Annotated in this window: 19 protein-coding genes; 10 read left to right on the top strand and 9 right to left on the bottom strand. The window is 61.1% G+C overall.

Annotation, left to right across the window (positions count from 1 at the left end):
- The first annotated feature begins 268 nt into the window (after positions 1 to 268).
- Positions 269 to 1,906, top strand: a complete 1,638-nt coding sequence (locus AQ621_RS15265; protein ID WP_058342120.1) for an MBL fold metallo-hydrolase — start codon at positions 269 to 271, stop codon at positions 1,904 to 1,906.
- A gap of 9 nt (positions 1,907 to 1,915) precedes the next feature.
- On the opposite strand, the gene AQ621_RS17430 is transcribed toward AQ621_RS15265, so the two are convergent.
- A complete protein-coding gene (locus tag AQ621_RS17430; protein ID WP_022989318.1) occupies positions 1,916 to 2,074 on the bottom strand; it encodes a YqaE/Pmp3 family membrane protein in 159 nt (52 codons plus the stop codon).
- A gap of 185 nt (positions 2,075 to 2,259) precedes the next feature.
- On the opposite strand from AQ621_RS17430, the gene AQ621_RS15270 reads away from it, so the two are divergent.
- Positions 2,260 to 3,504 (top strand): succinylglutamate desuccinylase/aspartoacylase family protein, encoded by a 1,245-nt coding sequence (locus AQ621_RS15270; RefSeq protein WP_227508362.1) that lies wholly within the window; start codon positions 2,260 to 2,262, stop codon positions 3,502 to 3,504.
- 39 nt (positions 3,505 to 3,543) lie between these two features.
- Positions 3,544 to 4,482: a DMT family transporter gene (locus AQ621_RS15275; protein ID WP_227508363.1), complete on the top strand. Its 939-nt coding sequence runs from the start codon at positions 3,544 to 3,546 to the stop codon at positions 4,480 to 4,482.
- A 3-nt stretch (positions 4,483 to 4,485) separates the two neighbouring features.
- On the opposite strand, the gene AQ621_RS15280 is transcribed toward AQ621_RS15275, so the two are convergent.
- Positions 4,486 to 5,667 (bottom strand): MalY/PatB family protein, encoded by a 1,182-nt coding sequence (locus AQ621_RS15280; RefSeq protein WP_058342121.1) that lies wholly within the window; start codon positions 5,665 to 5,667, stop codon positions 4,486 to 4,488.
- A 124-nt stretch (positions 5,668 to 5,791) separates the two neighbouring features.
- On the opposite strand from AQ621_RS15280, the gene AQ621_RS15285 reads away from it, so the two are divergent.
- The 3 genes from AQ621_RS15285 to AQ621_RS15295 all read left to right on the top strand — a co-directional run bounded on the left by AQ621_RS15285 (position 5,792) and on the right by AQ621_RS15295 (position 10,191).
- Positions 5,792 to 6,679, top strand: coding sequence for an AEC family transporter (locus AQ621_RS15285; protein ID WP_058342122.1), 888 nt, complete (start codon positions 5,792 to 5,794; stop codon positions 6,677 to 6,679).
- 44 nt (positions 6,680 to 6,723) lie between these two features.
- A complete protein-coding gene (locus tag AQ621_RS15290) occupies positions 6,724 to 7,614 on the top strand; it encodes a prenyltransferase (protein WP_058342123.1) in 891 nt (296 codons plus the stop codon).
- A gap of 78 nt (positions 7,615 to 7,692) precedes the next feature.
- Positions 7,693 to 10,191 (top strand): acyl-CoA dehydrogenase, encoded by a 2,499-nt coding sequence (locus tag AQ621_RS15295; protein WP_058342124.1) that lies wholly within the window; start codon positions 7,693 to 7,695, stop codon positions 10,189 to 10,191.
- Between the two features lie 341 nt (positions 10,192 to 10,532).
- Here the strand turns inward: AQ621_RS15295 and AQ621_RS15300 are convergent, their stop codons facing one another.
- Complete coding sequence (locus tag AQ621_RS15300) at positions 10,533 to 11,480, bottom strand: LysR substrate-binding domain-containing protein (protein WP_058342125.1); 948 nt, start codon at positions 11,478 to 11,480, stop codon at positions 10,533 to 10,535.
- A gap of 327 nt (positions 11,481 to 11,807) precedes the next feature.
- Between AQ621_RS15300 and AQ621_RS15305 the strand changes: the two genes are divergently transcribed.
- Entirely contained in the window at positions 11,808 to 12,737 is a 930-nt protein-coding gene (locus AQ621_RS15305) for a DMT family transporter (protein ID WP_058342126.1), read from the top strand.
- Here the strand turns inward: AQ621_RS15305 and AQ621_RS15310 are convergent.
- Positions 12,718 to 13,035 carry a hypothetical protein gene (locus AQ621_RS15310; protein ID WP_058342127.1) on the bottom strand — a complete coding sequence of 106 codons (318 nt, stop codon included), beginning with the start codon at positions 13,033 to 13,035 and terminating at the stop codon, positions 12,718 to 12,720. The genes AQ621_RS15305 and AQ621_RS15310 overlap by 20 nt on opposite strands.
- 140 nt (positions 13,036 to 13,175) lie before the next feature.
- Positions 13,176 to 13,760 (bottom strand): gamma-glutamylcyclotransferase, encoded by a 585-nt coding sequence (locus AQ621_RS15315; RefSeq protein WP_058342128.1) that lies wholly within the window; start codon positions 13,758 to 13,760, stop codon positions 13,176 to 13,178.
- Between the two features lie 32 nt (positions 13,761 to 13,792).
- Here AQ621_RS15315 and AQ621_RS15320 point away from each other — a divergent pair, with 32 nt between their 5' ends.
- Positions 13,793 to 14,590 (top strand): type 2 periplasmic-binding domain-containing protein, encoded by a 798-nt coding sequence (locus AQ621_RS15320; RefSeq protein ID WP_058342129.1) that lies wholly within the window; start codon positions 13,793 to 13,795, stop codon positions 14,588 to 14,590.
- Here the strand turns inward: AQ621_RS15320 and AQ621_RS15325 are convergent.
- Positions 14,579 to 15,205 (bottom strand): MarC family protein, encoded by a 627-nt coding sequence (locus tag AQ621_RS15325; protein WP_022990652.1) that lies wholly within the window; start codon positions 15,203 to 15,205, stop codon positions 14,579 to 14,581. The genes AQ621_RS15320 and AQ621_RS15325 overlap by 12 nt on opposite strands.
- Positions 15,206 to 15,293: 88 nt before the next feature.
- Positions 15,294 to 16,292, bottom strand: coding sequence for a 23S rRNA pseudouridine(2604) synthase RluF (rluF, locus tag AQ621_RS15330; RefSeq protein WP_058342130.1), 999 nt, complete (start codon positions 16,290 to 16,292; stop codon positions 15,294 to 15,296).
- 283 nt (positions 16,293 to 16,575) lie between these two features.
- Here rluF and AQ621_RS15335 point away from each other — a divergent pair, with 283 nt between their 5' ends.
- The gene (locus tag AQ621_RS15335; protein ID WP_058342131.1) at positions 16,576 to 18,087 is read left to right on the top strand and encodes an acetyl-CoA hydrolase/transferase family protein; all 1,512 of its coding nucleotides are present in this window, start codon (positions 16,576 to 16,578) and stop codon (positions 18,085 to 18,087) included.
- A gap of 44 nt (positions 18,088 to 18,131) precedes the next feature.
- On the opposite strand, the gene AQ621_RS15340 is transcribed toward AQ621_RS15335, so the two are convergent.
- The gene (locus AQ621_RS15340; protein ID WP_058342132.1) at positions 18,132 to 19,715 is read right to left on the bottom strand and encodes a flavin-containing monooxygenase; all 1,584 of its coding nucleotides are present in this window, start codon (positions 19,713 to 19,715) and stop codon (positions 18,132 to 18,134) included.
- Between the two features lie 599 nt (positions 19,716 to 20,314).
- Here AQ621_RS15340 and AQ621_RS15345 point away from each other — a divergent pair.
- A complete protein-coding gene (locus AQ621_RS15345) occupies positions 20,315 to 20,956 on the top strand; it encodes a TetR family transcriptional regulator (protein ID WP_058342133.1) in 642 nt (213 codons plus the stop codon).
- A 39-nt stretch (positions 20,957 to 20,995) separates the two neighbouring features.
- Here the strand turns inward: AQ621_RS15345 and AQ621_RS15350 are convergent, their stop codons facing one another.
- A complete protein-coding gene (locus AQ621_RS15350) occupies positions 20,996 to 22,108 on the bottom strand; it encodes an NADH:flavin oxidoreductase (protein ID WP_058342134.1) in 1,113 nt (370 codons plus the stop codon).
- Between the last annotated feature and the right edge of the window lie 29 nt (positions 22,109 to 22,137).

A 22,137-nucleotide genomic window follows, 5' to 3' on the forward strand; every position in this document is an offset into this window, starting at 1 on the left:
GCTTTGGTGTTGGGGCTGCATCATACTCCTACCTTTGTCCCTTCTCATCCTGTGGGTTATTCGGGTATCTTGCTAAACACCATGCGCACTAACTCCGGGTATTTGTGGCGCTTGGGGAAGGGCTTTCCAAAAACCGCTCCTTACGGCACATCCCTGTGGCGCTTCTGCTCCGCCATCCATGGCTCCGCAAATTTTTGGAAAGCCCTTCCCCAATCCCCACTCTAACCTTGTGCGCGCACCAATAATCTAATAAGACATTGAGACACCTATGGACATTCGCCCTGCGGCCACCCTGGCTCTGACCCGAGATACTGACAACGGCATTGAAGTCCTGCTTCTGCAGCGCACCTGGGAGGCGGTGTTTCTGCCGGGGTATTTTGTGTTCCCCGGCGGGGCGGTTAACCAACAGGAGCCGGAGGCGCGGGCGCATTCGATCGGGATTGAAGATGCTGACATCAGTCAGACCATGAGCCTGGATGAGGGCGGCGCGGATTATATGTTGGCGGCGGTTCGGGAGTGTTTTGAGGAGGCGGGGATTCTGCTGGCTCAGGAGGGTTCCGGGAAGCTGGTGGATTCCGGTCATGCGGTGCATGGTGAGCGGTTTGCGTTGTTCCGGGAGGAGGTTTCGCTGGCGCAGTTGTGTGAGAAGCATCAGCTGACGTTGCCGCTGGACCGGCTGGCGTATCTGAGCCACTGGGTGACCCCGCCGGGGCCGCCGCGGCGGTTTGATACGCGGTTTTTTGTGGCGGTGGCGCCGGAGGGTCAGGTTGCCCGTCATGATGGCACCGAGACCATTGACCATGTGTGGATTTCGCCGGCGCAGGCGCTGGAGGAGCATCGGGGCGGGCAACGGTTGTTGGGGTTGCCGACGATTCGCACGTTGCGGGTGTTGTGTGATTTCAGCACCACCGCCGAGCTGATGCGCTATGCCCACGCCAATCCGCCGGAGGCGTTTCCGACCGACCCGTGGCCGGCACTTCGCAAGGGCCAGCCGGTGCTGCTGGAGCCCAATGCGCCGGCCTATGACGAGGCGGTGAAGCTGGACCCGGAAGGCGAAGGGTCCACCCGGGCGGAGATTGTTCCGGGTGAGCCGGTGGAGGTGGCAGCCGGGGTGATACGGCTGACGGCGCCGAATCCGGGCATGATGACCGGGCCGGGTACCAACACCTACATTCTGGGCCATGAGCGGTTTACGGTGATCGATCCGGGGCCGGTGAACGAGGCCCACATCGAGCGGATTCTGGAGCTGACTGGCGGGGTGGTGGATCAGGTGCTGACCACCCATACCCATATGGACCATTCGCCGGCGGCCCGGGTTTTGAAGGAACGCACCGGCTGCCGGGTGTTCGGCTGGCCGGCGCCGGATGCGCCCAGCCACGACAAGGCCTTCAGCCCGGACGATGAACCGGCGCACGAAGACCTGATTGTTACCGAAGCCGGGGTTCTGAAGGTTCTGCACACGCCCGGCCACGCTTCGAACCATCTGTGTTTTCTGTTGCTGGAGCAAGAGTTGCTGTTCGCCGGCGACCACATCATGCAAGGCTCAACGGTGGTGATCAATCCGCCGGACGGCGATATGAAGGCGTATGTGGAGTCTTTGTACGAACTGCTGGAAGAACCGGTACGGTTTATTGCCCCCGCCCACGGCTTTCTGATGGGCCAGCCGGAGGCGGTGATTGATTATCTGATCACCCACCGGTTGTCACGGGAACACAAGATTTTCCGGGCGCTGGAAGCCCTGGCACCGGTTTCCCTTAAAGATCTCACCGCCAAGGCCTATGACGATGTACCCGCGGCCATTCATGGCCTGGCGGCCCGTTCGGCCCTGGCGCACCTGCTGAAACTGGAGGCCGAGCACAGGGCGTTCCAGAAGGATGAGCTCTGGCACACCGTGCACCCGGCCTGACCAGCCGGGTTACTTCTTGGCGATCACCCAGACGGCGTGAACAATACCCGGGATATAACCGAGCAGGGTGAGCACAATGTTAATCCAGAAGTGCTTGCCGATACCTACCTGTAAAAAAACACCTAACGGCGGTAACAGAATCGCAATCAGAATTCGCAAAAGGTCCATACACTTATCTCCTTGGTGAGCGTATAACGGTTCATATCATTGCAAGATAGCACTGTTATACACAACAGGCCGGCCAATATCCGGCCCTGAATCATGAAAGTGGCATTAAAGCTTCGTCACAGCGGTATTCATGACACCCCGCGGGCCCTATGCTTGGGCCGATTGGTCAAGGTACTTGAGGACTTATGCTGTTTCCCAAACGCGACTACTCCGCAAACCGCACCCTGCTCACCTGTTTTTTGCTGGCGCTGGTGCCAATGGGCGCTGGTGCTAATGCCGGCAGCTCTCCGACCGGTGCGGCGATGCCGGCTCCACTAATCGCGCAGCTCGCGGAAGATGAAAATGTCGAAGATGTGGTTCAGTCCGAGCCGCGCAAGATTGCCCCCAACGTCGACTTGAAGAAAGTGGCGCCCATGCCGGAACCGGAGCCAGAATCGGAATCGGAACTGGCAGGGCCCGAACCGGTACCCTCGGAAACCTTCACCCTGCTGGGCAAGGAAGTCTTGCCCGGAACCTCTACCCGCCTGGCATGGTCCCCTAATATCCAGATTGCCGGGCTGTCCCAGACCACGCCGGTTCTGGTGGTAAACGGTGCTCACACCGGCCCCACCCTGTGCCTGACCGGCGCGATTCACGGTGACGAACTGAACGGTATCGAAATCGTGCGCCGGGCCATGTACGACCTGGACCCGGCCAAGCTGAGCGGCCGCGTGGTGGGAGTTCCCATCGTCAACCTGAGCGGTTTCCAGCAGGGCAGCCGTTACCTGCCAGACCGGCGAGACCTCAACCGGTACTTCCCCGGCCGCCCCGACGGCACCCTGGCAGACCGGATTGCCCATTCCCTGTTCACCGATGTAATCGGCCACTGCGACATGCTGGTGGATATCCACACCGGTTCCCTCAAGCGTACCAACCTGCCCCAGCTGCGGGCCGATATGAACAACCCGGAAGTGGCCGAGTTCACCCGGGGCTTTGATCGCATGGCGGTGGTGCACAGCAGCGGTTCACCGGGCATGCTGCGCACGGCTGCGGTCAACGCGGGCATTCGCGCGGTAACCCTGGAAGCGGGGGAATCGCTCCGCATCCAGGAACACCAGATTGAAGCCGGCGTAAACAGCCTCAACAGCCTGATGGAAAAGCACGGCATGATTTCCCGGATGTTTGTCTGGGGCGATCCGCAGCCGGTTTACTACGACTCCACCTGGATTCGCGCCCAGCATGGCGGCATTCTGTTCAGCGACGTGGTCCTGGGTGACCGGATTTCCGAGGGTGAAATCCTCGGCTACGTGGCCGACCCGATCACCAACGAACAATACCCCATCCGCTCGAATTCCAACGGCCGGGTAATCGGTATGGCGGTAGACCAGGTGGTGATGGCCGGCTTTGCCGCCTACCACATTGGTACGGAGGCAGAAGTCCCGGGAGAGTAGTATGCTAGGCGTTTGATGCACTGATCCCGAGGACTCCCCGTGGCTGCAGATAACGCCGGCATGCTGTCGAAAATTCCAGGCATGGCCTATATCGGCCTGGTGCTGACGCCGCTGTTCTGGGCCGGCAATGCCGTGGTCGCCCGGGCCACCGTGGAACACATTCCGCCGTTGTCCATGTCGTTCTGGCGCTGGGTGATCGCCCTGGCACTGATCCTGCCATTCGGGCTCCCCGGGCTTTGGCGGCACCGGCAGGTGATCCGCCAGCACCTGGTGACACTTCTGGTGCTGGCCACCTTCAGCGTAGCGGCCTTCAACTCCCTGCTGTATTACGCGGCGATGACCACCACCGCCACCAACATCGCCCTGATCAATTCCACCATCCCGATCTTTGTCGCCCTGCTGGCCTGGCTGTTGCTGGGGGAACGCACGCGGCCGGTCCAGGCCCTGGGTATCGGGCTGGCCATTGTCGGCATACTGATCGTGATCGGGCGGGGGGATCTTCGGATTATTGCCCAGCTGCAAGCCCAGCCCGGGGACCTGATCATGGTGGCGGCGGTGTTCAGCTGGGGCGTGTTCTCGGTGCTGCTGCGCAAACACGTCGTGCCCCTGCCGGCGCTGACCTTTCTGACCGCCCAGATTCTGCTGGGCACCCTGGTCATCCTGCCGTTCTATCTGGGTGACCTGCTGTGGTTCAGCGGCGGTTTCGAACTGTCCGGAAGTACCGCCCTGCCGCTGGCGTTCTTTGCCATCTTCCCGGGCATTCTGGCCTACGCGTTCTGGAACCACGCCGTGCACGAAATCGGCCCCGCCAACGCAGCCATTTTCATGTACCTGACGCCGGTGTTTGCTTCCATTCTCGCCATCCTGTTCCTGGGCGAGTCACTGGGGCTTTACCACCTGTTCGGCGCCCTGCTGATCCTGGCCGGCCTGCTGCTGGCCACCCGGGTGGGGCGGCGGCCGCCGGTATACCAGAAGTAGGCCTCAGCGCTGGTTCAGGGCGGTTTCAATACGCTCCAGCACCTGCGCCAGAACGGCTCTGGGGCAACCGATATTCAGGCGCATGAAGCCACTGCCCGGATCACCAAAGGAAATACCCGGGTTCATGCCCACCCCGGCTTGCTGCACGAAGAACCTTTTCAGCCCGGCATCGTCCAGCCCCAGCCCCCGGCAATCCAGCCACATCAGGTAGGTGCCTTCCGGCCGGGATACCTTGATTCCCGGCAACCGCTCCGCCACCTGCCCGCAAACATAATCCCGGTTGGCCTGCAGATAGGCCATCAACTGGTCCAGCCACTGCGCGCCGTGGCGGTATCCGGCTTCAAAACCGGTCACGCTGAACGGGTTGCACTGGGGCAGGTGCATGGAATCAAACACCGCCTTCATGGCCTGGCGCTGCCCGGGGTCGGTAATCACCAGGGCAGACAGCCCGAGGCCCGGCATATTGAAGGTTTTACTGGGGGCTACGGCGGTGATCACCGCGTCCTCCGGCCTGGCCAGTTTGGCCAGCACCGTATGAGCCGGCTTGTCGGGAAAAGTCAGGTCACAGTGGATTTCATCCGAGAGAATCACCAGCTGGTGCCGGCGGGCAATATCCAGCACCGCTTCCAGCTCTTCCTCCGACCAGACCCGGCCCACCGGGTTGTGGGGGGAACAGAGCATCAGAATCCGCGCATCGGCCCGGGCGGCACACAGCTCCAGATGTTCCAGGTCCATCCGGTACTGGCCGCTGGTTTCATCCAGCCACAGCGGGTTCTCGATCACTTCCCGGCCGCTGTCCTGCACCGAGCTGAAGAACGGCGGGTAAACCGGTGACTGGATAATCACACCCTCACCGGGCCCGGCGTAGGCCATGCAGGCGGCATGCAGTGACGGCACCACCCCCGGCGCCATCAGAATCCAGTCCCGCTCGATGTGCCAGCCGTGGCGGGCGGAAAACCAGTCGATCATGGCCTGGTAGAGGCTGTCCGGAAACAGGGTGTAACCGTACACGGGATGCTCGGCCCGGGCTTTCAGGGCCTGGGTAACCGCCTCCGGGGCGGCGAAATCCATGTCAGCTACCCACACCGGGATCACATCCGCCCGGCCGAACACGGCCCGGCATACATCGAATTTCACGGAATGGGTGTTTTCCCTCGGGATCGGCTGGTCAAAATCCGCAGTCACAGGCGTTCTCCACTGATGGTTTTTCGCTGCCCGATACCAACGGCCACTTGCCCAATGGCCGGGGACTTGCGAACCTGTCGGCTTTGCTAACAGGCCGCTTCGGCACTCGCTATCGGAACCCGCTATGATCGCGCAAATCCTGTCCACCATGCTACCGGTGTTCCTTATCGCCGGCTGCGGCGCCCTGTATGGCCGCTACCGCACGCCCGACATCCAGGGCCTGAACGTGCTGAATATGGAGCTGTTTGTGCCCATGCTGGTGTTTGCGGTGCTCGCCGACCAGCAGGCTCCCTTGCAGGAATACGGCGGGCTGGCCCTGGCCGCCACGGTGATTGTGCTTGGCTCCGGGGTTGTGCTCTACCCGCTGGCCAGGGCGCTGGACCTGAATCTGAAAACCTTCCTGCCACCGATGATGTTCAACAACTCCGGCAACATGGGCATCCCCCTGCTGGTGCTGGCCTTTGGCGAAGCGGCGCTGCCGGCCGCCATTGTGCTGTTTATCGTGGAAATGCTGCTGCACTTCTCGGTGGGCCTGTACATGCTCGACCCCCATACCTCGATCGTGAAACGTCTGCGCCTGCCCATCGTATTTGCCAGTATTGCCGGCCTGGCGGTGAATTTCAGTGGCGTAGCCCTGCCCGGCTGGCTGCTGGAAACCCTGAACATGCTGGGCGGCGTGTGCATTCCGCTGATGCTGTTTGCGCTGGGGGTGCGCATGCTGGATGTGGACTTCAGCGATTGGAAACTGGGGCTGATCGGCGCCATCGCCTGCCCCGCCAGCGGCCTGCTGCTGGCCTGGCCAATGATCGCAATGCTCGACCTGCCGGGGCTTCAGGTCGCCAGCCTGTGGGTGTTTGCGGCACTGCCGCCGGCGGTGCTGAACTACATGGTGGCAGAGCAGTACCGGCAGGAACCCCACAAGGTGGCATCGCTGGTATTATTGAGCAACCTCGGCAGCCTGGTGGTAATGCCGGTGGTGCTCGGGCTGGTATTTTCCGCCGGCTACGTATAACCGGGTTTCAACGCACGATTTCGATTTACCAGGTACGGTATTCCATGTCTGAAGCAGTAGCGGTTGTTCGCGCCTCCCGTCCCAATTTCCTGGTACTGGCACCGCTGTGTGTCGGGCTCGGGCTGGCCGTGGCCTGGCAGCAGGGTGAACCACCCGCCCTGCTGGATACCCTGCTGGTGTTCATCGGCGCGGTTCTGGCCCATGCCGCCGTTAACCTGCTGAACGAGTACGAAGACTTTGTCTCAGGGCTGGACCTGACCACCCGGCGAACGCCGTTTTCCGGCGGCAGCGGAGCCCTGCCGGAAACTCCCTCGGCGGCCAGAAGGGTGCTCTTTGCCGCCCTTGGCACCCTGGCTCTGGTGATTGCCATTGGCCTGTACTTTCTATGGCTGCGCGGCCTGCCCATGTTTGTGCTCGGCGCCGCCGGCGTAATGCTGGTGCTCACCTACACCCGCTGGATTACCCGCTCCCCCTGGCTGTGCCTGCTGGCCCCCGGTATCGGCTTTGGCCCGGTGATGGTGCTGGGTGCGCTGATTGCCCTGGGCGCCCGGCTGGATGCCACCGCACTGGTGTGCGCCGGCGTCGCCCTGCTGCTGGTGAGCGAGCTGCTGCTGATCAACCAGATCCCCGATGCCGAGGCCGACCGCAAAGCCGGCCGCCGGCACCTGGTAATTACCCTGGGCCCCCGCGCCGCCAGCAAACTGGTCGCAACGCTGTTGTTGGGAAGCTTCGGGCTTATTGCCGCTGCCACCTGGCTCAACCTGATACCAGCCTGGAGCCTGCTGGCGCTGCTGCCACTGCCCGTTGCACTGTGGCTGAGCCGGCAACTGCCAGCGTGCCTGGATAACCCCGCCGCGCTGAATCAGGTACTCGGTGCCAACGTCGCCGTACTGCTGTCCACCCTGGCCTTGCTGGTGCTGGGCATCAGCCTCTGAAAGCCGGTGGTTTCACTTGCAACTGACTGATCTATAGCCGATGGTTAGGGGCAAACATTTTGATATGGAGATCTGTTGATGAGCGTCCTGCTTCTGGTTCTCAGTGCCCTGGTGCTGATCTATTTCAGCATTGGTGGCAAAACCGCCGCGATCGTGATGTCCGTCGCCACCCTGATCGGGGTGGCCAACGACGACTGGCACATCCTCAGTTTCCTGATTGGCGGTATCCTGCTGGCACTGGCCCTGCTGATCACCCTGCCCGGAGACCTCCGCCTCGACAAGCTCAGCCGGCCATTGCTGGGCTGGGTCCGCAGCCGCTTGCCCAAGCTGTCGCCGACCGAACAGGAAGCCCTGGCCTCCGGCTCTGTAGACTGGGATGGCGAACTGTTCTCCGGCAACCCGGAATGGAACAAGCTGCTGGACGCCGCCCCCGCGCACCTGACCAGTGAAGAGCAGGCATTTCTCGACGGCCCGGTGGAAGAACTTTGCCAGATGCTGGACGACTGGCAGATCACCCACGAACACTACGACCTGCCCGAAAAAGCCTGGAAATTCATCCGTGAAAACGGCTTCTTCGGCCTGGTCATACCCAAGGAAGACGGCGGCCTCGGCTTCTCCAACACCGCCCATTCCGAAATCGTGATGAAAATCTCCACCCGCAGCGTATCGGCGGCAGTCACCGTGATGGTGCCCAACTCCCTGGGCCCGGGCGAGCTGCTGATGCACTACGGCACCGACGACCAGAAGCAGCATTACCTGCCGCGCCTGGCCGGTGGCGAAGAGATTCCCTGCTTTGCCCTCACATCCCCGGTGGCCGGCTCCGATGCCGGCGCCATTCCGGATAAAGGCATCGTCTGCAAGGGCGAATGGAACGGCAAGGAAGCACTGGGCCTGAAGGTCACCTGGAACAAGCGCTACATCACCCTGGCCCCGGTGGCGACCCTGATCGGCCTGGCCATCAAGGTCTATGACCCGGAAAAACTGCTGGGCGGCGACGACGACATTGGCGTGACCTGTGTGCTGGTACCCCGGGATACCGACGGCGTGCACGCCGGCGCCCGCCACCTGCCCATGAACACGGTGTTCATGAACGGTCCCACCTGGGGCAATGAAGTCTTTATTCCCATGGAACAGGTCATCGGCGGCCAGGACATGCTCGGCAAGGGCTGGAAAATGCTGCTGGAATGCCTGTCCATCGGCCGCTCCATCTCCCTGCCAGCCCTCGGCACCGGTGCCGGCAAACTGGCCAGCCTGGCTACGGGGTCGTACGCCTACACACGGGAACAGTTCGGCCGCTCCATCAGCCAGTTTGAAGGCGTGCAGGAAGCCCTGGAACCCATTGCCGGCTACACCTACATGATGGACGCTGCCCGCCTGCTGACCGCCGGTATGCTGGACCGGGGCGTACGGCCGTCCGTGCCCTCGGCCGTGCTGAAATACCGCAACACCGACCTGATGCGGGAAGTGATCAACCACGCCATGGACGTAGTAGCCGGCCGCGGCGTCATCACCGGCCCCCGCAACTTCCTGGCCCGGGCCTACCAGGCCGTGCCCATCGGCATTACCGTGGAAGGCGCGAATATTCTGACCCGCAGCCTGATGATCTTCGGCCAGGGCGCCATCCGCTGCCATCCGTTTATCGTCGAGGAAATCGAAGCGGCGGGCATGGAAGACGAAGACAAGGCCGCCAAGAAATTCGACGGCATCTTCTACCGCCACCTGGCCCACACCACCCGCAACGCCCTGCGTGCATTGGTACTGGGCCTGAGCAAGGGCTGGCTGGAAACCGCGCCACGCCACGGCGACATCGAGAAGTACTACCGCCAACTGGGCCGTTTCTCTGCGGCCTTCGCCCTGATGACCGACGTCACCCTGCTTACCGTCGGCGGTGGCCTGAAAGCCCGCCAGCGCTTGTCTGGCCGCATGGCCGACTGCCTGGTGCAGCTGTACTACGCCACGGCGGTGATCAAGCAATGGCATGAGGAAGGCTACCCGGACGACCAGCGAGACCTGGTGGAATGGTGCCTGCAAACCTGCCTGCACGACCTGCAGGACTCCATGCGCGACGCCATCATCAACTTCCCGGTAACGGCCCTGCGCTGGCCGCTACGGTTGCTGGTGTTCCCGCTCGGCGCCACCGGCCTGAACGGCCCGGATGACAAGCTGGGCGCGAAGGTAGCGGCGACCATTGTGAAAGACACACCGGTACGCCAGCGCATCAGCCGCGGTACCTTCATCAACATGGATCCGGACGATCCTCTGGGCCGTGTTCTCAACGCCTACAAACTCGCCAACGAAACCGCCGACATGCGCCAGCGCCTGCACGAAGCCATCCGCAGCCGCGACGAAGACGAGCTGGACGGCATTGCCCTGTTGATGGGGCATCAGCGCAAGGAGCTGGTGGACTGGGCCTGTGCCCAGGGTATCGTAACAGCCGACGAGTGCCCGAAGCTGGAAGAAGCCCTGACGGCCCTGTACGACGTGATCCGCGTAGATGCGTTTGATGCTGATGGCCTGAAAGCCCTGGCCAAAGCGGCTACCGGTAAGCGTAAAGTTGTCGAGCGGTCTTCGGAGTAGGGTTACTTGTATGGGTGGAGGTCAATCCTTGGCGGGAGGGGGCTCCAAAAACCGCTCCTTACGGCACATCCATGTGGCGCTTCTGCTCCGCCATCCATGGCTCCGCACATTTTTGGAGCCCCCTCCCGCCAAGGCTTTCCCCAGACCATGTGCAGGCCGCCCCGAAAATCCGACTTTAACAAAGCGAACTGCACAAGGCATAACTGAACAGGGCGGGCGAGCCTTTCCAGAAATTTGTGGAGCCATGGATGGCGGAACACAAGCGCCCATGGAAGGCTAGAGCGCTTTCTGGAAAGGCTCGCCCGCCCTGTTCTAAGCACCCAGACAGCAGGCTAGGAGGATCACTCCCCCCGAAGCCCACCCCGAATTGCCTCGTCAACCAACCACCGCCGTAACGTCTGAATCCCACGTTCCCGCCGGCGGCTGGTTTTCCAGGCAAAGTAGAACTTATCGCCGGTCACCACCGAATGGGTCGGTAAACGAACGAAGTCTTGGGAATCCTTCCGGGTACTCAGCATATAGTCGTTGGTCAGGGCGATTCCCTGATGGAACCGCGCAGCTTCCAGCGCCAGCAGCATGTGGCTGAAATGCTGAACACGGGCAGCAGACGGCAACGGCTGCTCCACATCCCGGAACCACGCCTGCCAGTCACCGGCGGGTTTGTCGAAAATGCTGTGGGTCGATAACAACGGAAAGCGCGCGATATCCTCCGGCGACACCGGACTCTCATCCCGCCCCTCCGGCTCCGCGTCACGCCCTAACTCTCGCCGGATACGCTGCCAGTAATCCTGGCTGCACACCGGAAACAACCGCTCCGTGTACAAATGCTCATAGCTGTAGGCCGGCGCCGTGGTGTGGATGGTGATAAAACAATCCGCCACCCGATCCGACAACACCGGGTTCTCGCTGCTCATCTCCAGCGCCAGGTCAATCTGCGGGTGCAACCGCTGCAACTCCGGCAACCGCGGCACCAGCCAGCGCACCGCAAACGAACTGAACACCGACAACCGCAACCGGGACTCCTCATGCCCCAGCAACTGTTCACTCGCCCGTTCAATCTGCAACAAGGCGGTGCCAATGGCATCAAAATACTGCCGCCCTTCGTCGGTCAGCGTCACCGTCCGACCGGAGCGCCAGAACAGCCGTTCGCCCAGATAGGTCTCCAGCTGCTTGATCTGGTGACTGACTGCACTCTGGGTGATGGCCAGTTCCTCGGCAGCGGCCGAAAAGCTGTTCAGCCGGGCAACGGCTTCGAATACGGGGAGGGCTTTCAGTGGGGGTAGTCTCATTGACGCCAGCTATCTATTTTTCTAATGACTGTTCAATAATGATCATTTTATCGGATAGTAGCACTTCATTAGACTCACCACAGAATTTCGCGGATCAGTCCGGGTTGTCCCTCCGAAAATGTTCGTAGCCATGGGTGAAGGGCGAAAGCACTTCACGGGCTGGCCAGGGATGGCCTGCCCAGGACCCTCTGCGCGACGCAGGAGCAATAAGCGCAGAGGGGCGGAGACAAGCGTACATGGATGTACTCGCAGCGGTTTTCGGAGGGACAACCCGGACTGATCCTGCCACCAAACTATGAAGGCTGGATAAAGGAAGGAAACACCAAAGTGTCAGGCAAAACCGTCAACAGCGCCATTCTGCTGCTGGTCATCGGCAACGCCATGGCCATACTCTCGGACGTCTTCATCAAACTGATGGACCCCGGCGCCCCCGTCTTCCAGTTCGCATTCCTGCGCTGCGTACTCACCCTGGTGTTCCTGCTGCCGCTGGCCCGCAAACTCGACACAGGCAACCTCTTCGGCGGCCTGAAAGTCCACGCCATCCGCGCCCACATCCACCTGGTCGGCATCGTATGCATGGTGATCGCCCTCACCAACCTGCCGCTGGCTACCGCCAACGCCCTGTTCTACGCCGCGCCGATACTGGTGATGGTGCTGTCGGCCGTATTCTTCCGGGAAAAACTCACGCCCCTGAGCGTCACCGCCGTGTTCAGCGGCTTTGCCGGCATCATCGTGATACTGCGCCCGGTGGAGTTCAACTGGGCCGTCATCGCTGCCCTGGGCTCGGCCTTTGCCCTGGCCATCAACGCCGTCATGGTGCGCCAGCTGCCGAAAGAACAAACCACCGTGCACAAGCTGTTCCTGAACTACCTGCTGATCATACCGGCCGCAGCCGCACTGGCATTCTGGGAAGGGGCAACGTGGAACCTGCAGATCCTGGTCAGCGCCGCCGGCTCGGCCCTGTTCATCCTGGGTTACAACATCACCGTGTTGCTGGCCTACCGGCAGGTGGATGCCAACCAGGTCACCAGCGCCGAATACACCGGGCTGATCTGGGCGGTGGCCATTGGCTGGATCTGGTTTGGGGAGGTGCCGGACCTGTGGTTCCTGGCCGGCAGCATGATGATCGTGGTGCCGCTGGTCTTGATCGGCCTGCGGCACCGGAGACGGCGTTCACCGGCCCGGGGCTTTAACCCCGCCAGCCGGGAAACACCGCAGAAAGAGCTGGAACCCGGGTTCAGCGGGTCTGCTCAATGATCGCCTGGGTATCGCGGATAATCCGCGCTACCCGATGCTCCGGCGGCAGACGGTCGTCGTAGCCGTAGCTGGTGCGGTATCCGTTCCGGTAATCGTCACGATTCCGGTAGTGATCGTGGCGGTCCCGCCATTCCGAGCGCAGGTACTTCTTCTGATGCCCCGGCGGCAGCGCCTTGCCCCGTTCCAGCTGTTTCTGGATGCCCGGCGGGTGGCCATGGCCACGGTAGCCGTCTGCCTGTGCCAGGCCGGCAAAGCCCAGGGCGACAATCAGGGTACTGCTGATCAGTAGTCGTTTCATGATGACTCTCCCATCTGTTGACCGACTGAAACCATGCTATACGGAAACTTTCCGTGAAGCCTTGCCGTCAGATTACTGAACAGAAGGGTGTTGTCAGGGCCCGAAGGGCGAATTTGCACAAGCTTTACACCGGTTGACGTTTAACGGTCCTTAACCACGACAGGTTCGTTGCCAAGCAGGTGCGTTTCTATCGCAAAGGTATGCACACAGTCGTCGCCCAATGCCCGCAAAGACTCCGCCAGCCGCAGCAGATACTCGGAATTCGGGCCGCTGGGCCCGGCGGCAGCGGCAATCTGGGCGGCGATATCCGCTTCCGGAGCCGCGCCCAGAAACGCCTCGTTATCCTCCGTGGCGATGTACACCAGCCCCTCGGCGTGGCTGCCGTCGTCGAAGGTCATGGTGGTGCTGAAGCGCAGGTAGCCGTTTTTCTCCCGCACATCCAGGTACTCGAAGACATTGGGCGATACCCGGTAGGCCATGCCTTTGCATCGGGCTCCGGGCTGCTCAATCAGGGTAACCACCCGCCCCGGTGCTTCCGGTGTGCCCCGGTGGTCGTGGGAACCCTGCCAGAACCGCCGGGCCCAACCGCGAATAGTGGCAGGGCGTTGTTCCAGAAACGGGAAATCCACCTTGTAAATCAGCGAGCCATAGCCAAACAGCCATACCGATTCGATACCCTCAAAGTTGTACCGGGCCCGATTGTGGTCGATAGTATTAGCAGTCATTCCTGTCCTGATATTTCCGGGAGACGTTTCAATTGCAGGTTTTTCATTCAATCCGGCTGGCATTTCTGGCCAGCTTTGCCGGCTGGCTCATCCAGTGTCCGGTTAGCGCAGCCGAGCCGGACAGCCAGCCAATACCCACCTACAGCGTGGTGGTTCAGGATATTGATTACTATCCCATCTACAAGGCTGATTTAGCCAGTAACGAGTATTCCGGTTACCTGCGGGACCTGATGGATGCCTTTGCTGCGGCCGAGGCTATCCGCTTCGAGTACAAGGTGCGGCCGGTGCGCCGGATGATCTGGGAGTACACCCGGGGCCTGTATGACTTCGCCCTGCCCGATCACCCCAACTGGAACAAATCCGAAAAACTGGGCATGGAGCTGAGCTATTCGCCGCCGCTGCTGCACTTTGCCGATGGCCTGTACGTGTTGCGGGAAAACGCCGGCATCACCCGGGAGCAGATGGCCGACTACGGCACCATACACGGCTTTACCCCGTGGAAATTCCAGGACCGGATCGACCAGGGCGATGTTGAACTGATTACCGCGTCATCGCCGGAAAACCTGGTGCTGATGGCGCTGGCCGGTCGGGTAGAAGTGATCAACCTGGCGGCGCCGGTGGCGGAGTACCATTTCCGCAACCTGGACGCGACAGGGCGCTTTGAAACCGCGGCCCACCTGCTGCCGGTCAGCCTCAGCAGCTACCATCTGTCATCTGCCCGGCACCCGGACATCATCAACGCACTGGCCGATTTTCTTGAGCAGAACCCCGAAATTCCACAGCAACTGCAGGAAAAATACCGGTTTCCGGCCTTACCTTCAGGCGACTGATGCCATAAACCCGGCAATACCGGTCAGAACGATTTCCGCCGCCATGGCCGAGAGAATCAGGCCGCTGATCTTCGACATGATGTTCAGGCCGGTCTTGCCCAGGGCCTTTTCCAGGTAGCTGGACAACCGCAGCAACACCGCCAGGATCAGCAAGCCAGATACCAGCCCCAGCAAACCGCCCGCCACTTCCGGCACGGCCTTGAGCTCCGCACCGTAAACCAGGATGGCACCAATGGTTGCCGGGCCAATCATCACCGGAATGGCCAGGGGCACCACGGCGATGTCATCGCGATCTTCATCCGGCAGGCCGGTGGCATGGTTGCGGGTACCGCTGTTCACCAGGCTGATAGCGGTGAGGAACAGCAAGCTGCCGGCCCCGATGCGGAACGAGTTCAGGGTAATACCGATGGCGTTGAACAGCAGCGGGCCGGCAAAGAACAGGATCACCCCCAGAATAAACGCCGACACACAGGCCCGGCGGATGATCGACGCCTTCTCGGCTGCCGGTAACCCCCGGGTAAGCGCCAGGAACATGGTGACCACGAAAAACGGCGCCAGCAGGAACAGGAAGCGAATGGTGCTGCTGAGGTAGGTCGAGAAAAACGTTTCAAGCATTGAGGCAAATCCGGCACAGGTTTAAAGCCGGTAAGCATAGCGCCGGTTTGCCGGTTCTGCCGTAAGGAAGAGAACCTATGATGGGTGCTCAGCGCTTCTTGATGGATGGTTTGCGGGGCTTTCCGGGTTTCGACGGTTTGCCCTTCGGGCCGGGGCCGCGTCCACCCGCTTTCGGGCCGTTACCGGGCTTGCCGCCCGGGCGCTTTCCGGGGCCGCTGCCGGGGCCTTTTCGGCCGTTGCCTGCAGGGGCTTTGCCACCGGGCTTTGCTCCGGCCCTGGCCGGCTTACCACCAGGACCCGGGCGACCGCCCTTCGCTGAAGCAGGCTTTTTGCGGGGCTTGTTACCGGCCGGCGGCGAGGCCTCCGACGACGAATCCCGGATGGCATCGAACAGCACCGCCAGTTCTTTTTCTGTGAGATCCCGCCAGGCCCCCACCGGCAGCCCCTGCAGGCTGACGTTCATGATCCGCACCCGCTCCAGCCGGGTAACCTCATAACCGAAATGCTCGGCCATGCGGCGGATCTGGCGGTTCAGGCCCTGTACCAGGATGATGCGGAACACAAACCGGGAAACCTTCTCGACCTTGCAGCGCTTGGTCATGGTGCCCAGGATTGGCACGCCGTTACTCATGCCCTCGACGAATTCCCGGGTGACCGGCTTATCCACCGTCACCAGGTATTCTTTCTCATGGTTATTACCGGCGCGCAGGATCTTGTTCACCAGGTCGCCGTTACTGGTGAGGAAAATCAGCCCCTGGGAGTCTTTATCCAGCCGGCCGATGGGGAAAATCCGTTCGCTGTGGCCGACAAAGCGCTGGATATTGTCTTTCTCAGCACTGTCGGTGGTGCTGACAATGCCCACCGGCTTGTTCAGGGCGATAAAGACCAGGTCTTCCTCATCCCGGGGTTCCACCACCTGGCCGTTCACCTTCACCACATCGCCCGGCAACACCTGGTCTCCCACCTGGGCCCGGCGGCCATTGATGTGAACATTACCCTGTTCGATGTAGCGGTCAGCATCCCGGCGCGAGCACATGCCGCTCTCGCTGATGTATTTGTTCAGTCGGGTGGAGGTTCTGGTGTTCATGGAGCCCTGCCGGATGCCTGGAAATGGGATAACTCACGGTCGAATGCGGGCATCATCCCACCGGGTGGCCGCTACGGCAACCGGCAAACCGCGGGGCGCCCTCTGAACCACCCCAGTATTATCTGGAACTTACACCAGCATTAGACTAAAGAATTAGGTAGTTTCACTAACACCATTAAGCATGCTTTCTTGTTTCGCTGTTAGAATATGGCGCTTTTCTGTTCGCCCCATTGCCGACAAGGCCAAAAACCGGGGCCGTTAACCGCATAACAAGAGGTGGATCATGTCGACCGAATCCAGGATTCGTTGCCCAAAACTTAGCAAACGTATTATGAGTGCCCGAGACGCTGCCAGCCTGATCCCCTCCGGCGTGAACGTAGGCATGAGCGGCTTTACCGGCGCGGGCTACCCGAAAGCCGTGCCCCAGGCCCTGGCCGAGCACATCCGTGACCACCGCGCCCGTGGCGAGAACTTCCGCATCAGCGTATGGACCGGTGCCTCCACCGCCCCGGAACTGGACGGCGCGCTGGCCGAAGTAGACGGCATTGAAATGCGCCTGCCCTACCAGAGCGATCCCACCTGCCGCCAGAAGATCAACGAAGGCAAGATGGAATACATGGATATCCACCTGTCGCACGTGGCCCAGCACGCCTGGTCCGGTTTCTTCGGCAAGCTGGATATTGCCGTCATCGAGGTGGTAGGCATTACGGAAGATGGTCGGCTGATTCCGTCGTCGTCCATCGGCAACAACAAAACCTGGATTGACCAGGCCGACAAGGTCATCCTCGAAGTGAACCACGGCCAGAGTGCCGGCCTGGAAGGCATGCACGACGTCTATTACGGCACCGCCCTGCCGCCGCGCCGCAAGCCGATCCCGATCACCAAACCGGACGAGCGCTTTGGTGAGAAGTACCTGATGTGCCCGCCGGAGAAAGTGATTGCGGTAGTGGAAACCAACTCGCCGGACCGCAACTCCCGTTTCAGCGACCCGGACGAAAACTCCCGTCGCATTGCCGGCCACCTGCTGGACTTCTTCTCCAGCGAAGTCGAAAAGAAGCGCCTGCCGGCCAACCTGTTGCCCCTGCAATCCGGCGTCGGCAACATTGCCAACGCCGTGATGGCTGGCCTGAACGAAGGCCCGTTCAACAACCTGACTGCCTACACCGAAGTACTGCAGGACGGCATGCTGGAGATGCTGAAATCCGGCAAACTGGCCAAGGCCTCAGCCACCGCCTTCTCCCTGAGCCCGGAAGCCAACCAGGAGCTGGCCGACAACATCGATTTCTACCGGGATCGCATTGTGCTGCGGACCCAGGAAATCAGTAACCATCCGGAAGTGATCCGCCGCCTGGGCATCATTGCCATGAACGGCATGATCGAAGCCGACATCTACGGCAACGTGAACTCTACCCACGTGATGGGCACCCGCATCATGAACGGCATCGGCGGTTCCGGCGACTTTGCCCGTAACGGCTTCCTGTCGGTGTTCATGACCCCGTCGACCGCCAAGGGTGGCTCTATTTCCACGATTGTGCCGATGGTGTCCCACGTGGACCACACCGAACACGATGTGCAGATTGTCGTGACCGAACAGGGCCTGGCCGACCTGCGAGGCCTTCCGCCCCGCCAGCGGGCGCTGAACATCATCGAAAAGTGTGCGCACCCGGACTTCCGCCCGCGCCTGCGGGACTACTTCGAGCGCGCCTGCAACAGCGGCCGCGGCATGCACACCCCGCACCTGCTGGAAGAAGCCCTGAGCTGGCACCACCGCTTCGAAGAAACCGGGCAGATGTAACCCGGTTTACAGGGCCAGCCACTGCGCTGGCCCTGTTGCAATGGTCAGCCGGCCAGTGCCGGCTCGCCACCCTGCTCCATCACCTCTGCTGCTTCACACACATACTGCTCGGCATCAAAGAGCCGGGTCTGCTGCCGGAACTGCCAGGTGAAGCCCGGCCACAGGGTGGTGTTCTTGCCGTTCTCGTTCACGTACCAGCTCTTGCAGCCGGTCTGCCAGACAGAATCCCCCAGCTTGGCGTGAATCGAGGCGTTGTACCGGCTGAAGGCATCCTCTTTCACTTCCACGCTCTTCCAGCCCCGGTGCTGCATTTTCTTCAGGGCATCCAGCACGTACTGAACCTGGGATTCGATCATGTACACCATGGAACTGTGGCCGAGGCCGGTGTTCGGGCCCATCAGCATAAAGAAGTTGGGGAAGCCGGCCACGGTGGTGCCCTTGTAGGCTTCCGCCCCTTCACGCCAGGCATCGAGCAGGTCCTGGCCGCCACGGCCGAAGATCACGCCCCGGGGAATCGGCTCCTGGGCCTTGAAGCCGGTGCCGTAGACGATGCAGTCCACCTCACGCTCAGTGCCGTTGTTATCCACAATGGTGTTGCCCTTCACTTCACGGATGCCATCGGTGAGCACATCCACGTGATCCTGGTCCAGCGCCGGGTAGTAGTTGTTGGAGATCAGCACCCGCTTGCAGCCGAAGTGGAAATCCGGCGTCACTTTCTTGCGCAGCGCCTTGTCCTTGATCTGGTTGCGGATGTGGCGGCGGGCCTGCAGTTCACCGATTTTCAGGATGCGCGGGTTACCCACAAAGCCCAGCACCCGGGCTTCCAGCATCCAGTAAATGCTCTGACGGAAGGCATTCAGGGTTTGCGGGAACTTGCGGAACATCATCCGCTCGAGCGGGCGGATTTCCCGGTCAGGCTTGGGCATGATCCAGGGCGGCGTGCGCTGGTAAAGGTCCAGGTGGGCCGCACTCCTGGCAATCTCCGGCACAAACTGGATGGCCGAGGCGCCGGTGCCGATAACGGCCACCCGCTTGCCCCGGAAATCATAGTCGTGGTCCCAGTTCTGGGAGTGGAAGCGAGTGCCGGTGAAAGACTCCATGCCCTTGATATCCGGGTACGCCGGCGTGCTCAGGCCACCCATGCCGGACACCAGCACCCCGGCGTGCAGTTTGCGGAATCTGGGCAGGGTTTTGTCACTGCGATCCAGTGAATCACCGGGCTTGAGGCCGTGCTTTTCCATATAGGCCCAGAGTTCGGGGCTGTCGCAGGTTTCGATGGTCCAGGCACCGGTTCTTTCATCCCAGCGGGCACCGGCTACGTGGGTGTTGAGCTGGATGTGCTCCATCAGGCCGTACTTTTCCGCGCAGTGGCGCAGGTAGGCTTTGATCTCCGGCTGGGTGGCGAACATCCGGCTCCAGTTGGGGTTCTGTTCGAAGGAGAAGGAGTACAGCGCAGATTGCACGTCGCAGGCACAGCCGGGGTAGTGGTTTTCGTGCCAAGTGCCGCCGATGTCGTCGCTTTGTTCAAGGATCACAAAGTCGTGAAATCCTGCTTCCTTGAGTTTGATGGCCATGCCGAGGCCGGAGAAGCCGGTGCCGATGATGGCGATCTGGGCGGTTTGTGTCATTGCTGCACTCCTGTGTGGCCTGTTTGGGCCTTGCCTGTTGTTGTTTCGGTGGTCATCATGACCGGTAGACACATGTATACCGCCATGAGTAGACACTTGTATACTCCGGTTCGGGTGTTTGGCCTTGGGTGACAGATTGTTGGCCTGTGTAGCCTCGGGGTTGGGTGCTCCGGATCTACTGGCCTCTGGCTCCGAGGTTTGGTTGGTTTGGGGGGAGGCTGTCCAAAAACCGCTCCTTGCGGCACCCCTTCGGGGTCCGGCCCGCAATCACAGATTGCGGTCGCTCAGCTGTCGCATGAAGCTTCGCTTCATCAGCGCTCGGCTGAGCCCATGTGGCGCTTCTGCTCCGCCATCCATGGCTCCGCACATTTTTGGACAGCCTCCCCCCAAACCAACCGTTAAGCTTCTGTGGCGGCCGTCTCCCAAATGCTGAATCTGAGAAGGCATGCATACTCACTGTTAGAACGGCCGGGCGGTGGGCCTTGTTCACAGACTGTTGAAGGCCAGGGACGGCCTGAAACAAGCGCACATGGATGTGCTCGTAGTGTGTCTGTGAACAAGGCCCACCGCCCGGCCCAACTCCAGAATATGAGGCTTAAATGGACACACTGGCCGGCGGAAAACTGAAACTGGTTCAGGCCGCTCTGCGGTTGATTACCGAAACGCGGAGCCTGACGTCGTTGGGGCTGCGGGAGCTGGCTCGTGAGGCGGGGTTGAATCCGAATACGTTTTACCGGCACTTCAAAAGCCTTGATGAATTCGGGCTACAGGTGCTGGGGTATATCGCCGAGGATATGAAAACCGGGGTGCGGCAGCTGCGGCAGATGGCGGACTCATCCGAGCAGGCGTCTCACGATACCGTCACCTTTGTGTACCGCTACTTCCTCGCCAATCCGGCTGCCACCACCGTGGCTGTTCGCGAGCTGCACGGGCCGTCGCCGGTGTTGCGCCGGGCTCTGGAAGCGCAGTTGGATGCCAGTGCACGGGAGATGGCGGAGGATATTCTGGAGCGGGGTCTGGTGCCGGGGGTGGACGCCGCGGTGGTGCATGAGATTTCCCACATGACCATTCGCTACATCCTGTTCCGGGCCATGGATTACATCGAGAAGCCGGAGCAGCGGGAGCGGATTCAGGTGGAGACAGAGCGGTTTATCAACCGGCAGTTCCGGGGTGCGCTGCTGGAGGGGGTTGAAGTAGAAAATCTCCTGGCGCTGCAGGAACAAAAAAGCCGCGGGGCCTGAGCGGGCGCCGCGGCAAGCAGGATCGAAGGAGTAGTTCGATCAGTAAAGTTTGGCCAGGGATTTCTTGGCGAAGGCTTCCACTTCGTTCAATCGGCCTTCTTTCACTTTCACCAGCCATTCCGGGTCTTGCAGCAGGGCGCGGCCGACCGCGATCAGTTCGAATTCATGGTTGGTCATGCGCTCAACCAGCTCGTCGATGCCGGACTGTTCCACGGCTTCTTTCTTGCTGGCAAAAGTGCCGCTGATGAAGTCTTCGGTCAGGCCAACGCTGCCAACAGACATGGTCGGCTTGCCGGTCAGTTTCTGGGTCCAGCCGGCCAGGTTCAGGTTGGACCCTTCAAATTCCGGTTCCCAGAAGCGACGGGTGGAGGCGTGGAAGATATCCACACCGGCATCCACCAGCGGCTTCAGGAACTGTTCCAGTTGTTCCGGGCTATCAACCAGTTTCGCTTCATAGGCTTGCTGCTTCCACTGGGAGAAACGCAGCATGATCGGGTAATCCGGGCCAACGCGATGGCGGACTTCTTCGACGATTTCCACCACAAAGCGCAGGCGGTTTTCCATGCTGCCGCCGTATTCGTCGTCACGCTGGTTGGTGCCCTCCCACAGGAACTGGTCCAGCAGGTAGCCGTGGGCACCGTGGATTTCCACGCCGTCAAAGCCAAGGGCCTTGGCATCCTGGGCGGCATCACCGAAGGCTTTGATCACGTCCTGGATATCTTCCCTGGTCATAGCCTTGCCGTTGGGCTTGCCCGGGGCAAACAGGCCTGAAGGGCTGTAACCGGGAACAGACGGATCCGGCTCGATACCTTCTTTGCGCACCGCGCCTACGTGCCACAGCTGCGGGAAGATGGCACCGCCGGCTTCGTGCACGGCATCAACCACCTGCTTCCAGCCAGCCAGGGCTTCGTCGCCATAGAAGGCCGGCACGTTCGGGTAACCGTTGGCAGCGGCGTGATTCACTACCGTGCCTTCGGTGATGATCAGGCCGACGCCGGCTTCGGCACGGCGGCGATAGTAGTCCACCACATCCTGACCGGGTACACCCTTGGGCGAGAAATTGCGGGTCATCGGAGCCATGGCTACGCGGTTGCGCAGCTTGAGGTTATGAAGTTCAAACGGCTCGAACAAAGGACCAAGATTCATACTCATGTGATGTGCAACCTCATCAATTTGGTTTC

It is taken from the genome of Marinobacter sp. P4B1 (assembly GCF_001447135.1).
Lineage (GTDB): Bacteria > Pseudomonadota > Gammaproteobacteria > Pseudomonadales > Oleiphilaceae > Marinobacter > Marinobacter vinifirmus.

What these genes read in the sequence shown, in the direction of transcription:
- AQ621_RS15265 (WP_058342120.1), top strand. Translation starts at nt 269, where the DNA reads ATGGACATTCGCCCTGCGGCCACCCTGGCTCTGACCCGAGATACTGAC.
- AQ621_RS17430 (WP_022989318.1), bottom strand. Translation starts at nt 2,074, where the DNA reads ATGGACCTTTTGCGAATTCTGATTGCGATTCTGTTACCGCCGTTAGGT.
- AQ621_RS15270 (WP_227508362.1), top strand. Translation starts at nt 2,260, where the DNA reads ATGCTGTTTCCCAAACGCGACTACTCCGCAAACCGCACCCTGCTCACC.
- AQ621_RS15285 (WP_058342122.1), top strand. Translation starts at nt 5,792, where the DNA reads ATGATCGCGCAAATCCTGTCCACCATGCTACCGGTGTTCCTTATCGCC.
- AQ621_RS15290 (WP_058342123.1), top strand. Translation starts at nt 6,724, where the DNA reads ATGTCTGAAGCAGTAGCGGTTGTTCGCGCCTCCCGTCCCAATTTCCTG.
- AQ621_RS15295 (WP_058342124.1), top strand. Translation starts at nt 7,693, where the DNA reads ATGAGCGTCCTGCTTCTGGTTCTCAGTGCCCTGGTGCTGATCTATTTC.
- AQ621_RS15300 (WP_058342125.1), bottom strand. Translation starts at nt 11,480, where the DNA reads ATGAGACTACCCCCACTGAAAGCCCTCCCCGTATTCGAAGCCGTTGCC.
- AQ621_RS15310 (WP_058342127.1), bottom strand. Translation starts at nt 13,035, where the DNA reads ATGAAACGACTACTGATCAGCAGTACCCTGATTGTCGCCCTGGGCTTT.
- AQ621_RS15315 (WP_058342128.1), bottom strand. Translation starts at nt 13,760, where the DNA reads ATGACTGCTAATACTATCGACCACAATCGGGCCCGGTACAACTTTGAG.
- AQ621_RS15325 (WP_022990652.1), bottom strand. Translation starts at nt 15,205, where the DNA reads ATGCTTGAAACGTTTTTCTCGACCTACCTCAGCAGCACCATTCGCTTC.
- rluF (WP_058342130.1), bottom strand. Translation starts at nt 16,292, where the DNA reads ATGAACACCAGAACCTCCACCCGACTGAACAAATACATCAGCGAGAGC.
- AQ621_RS15335 (WP_058342131.1), top strand. Translation starts at nt 16,576, where the DNA reads ATGTCGACCGAATCCAGGATTCGTTGCCCAAAACTTAGCAAACGTATT.
- AQ621_RS15340 (WP_058342132.1), bottom strand. Translation starts at nt 19,715, where the DNA reads ATGACACAAACCGCCCAGATCGCCATCATCGGCACCGGCTTCTCCGGC.
- AQ621_RS15345 (WP_058342133.1), top strand. Translation starts at nt 20,315, where the DNA reads ATGGACACACTGGCCGGCGGAAAACTGAAACTGGTTCAGGCCGCTCTG.
- AQ621_RS15350 (WP_058342134.1), bottom strand. Translation starts at nt 22,108, where the DNA reads ATGAGTATGAATCTTGGTCCTTTGTTCGAGCCGTTTGAACTTCATAAC.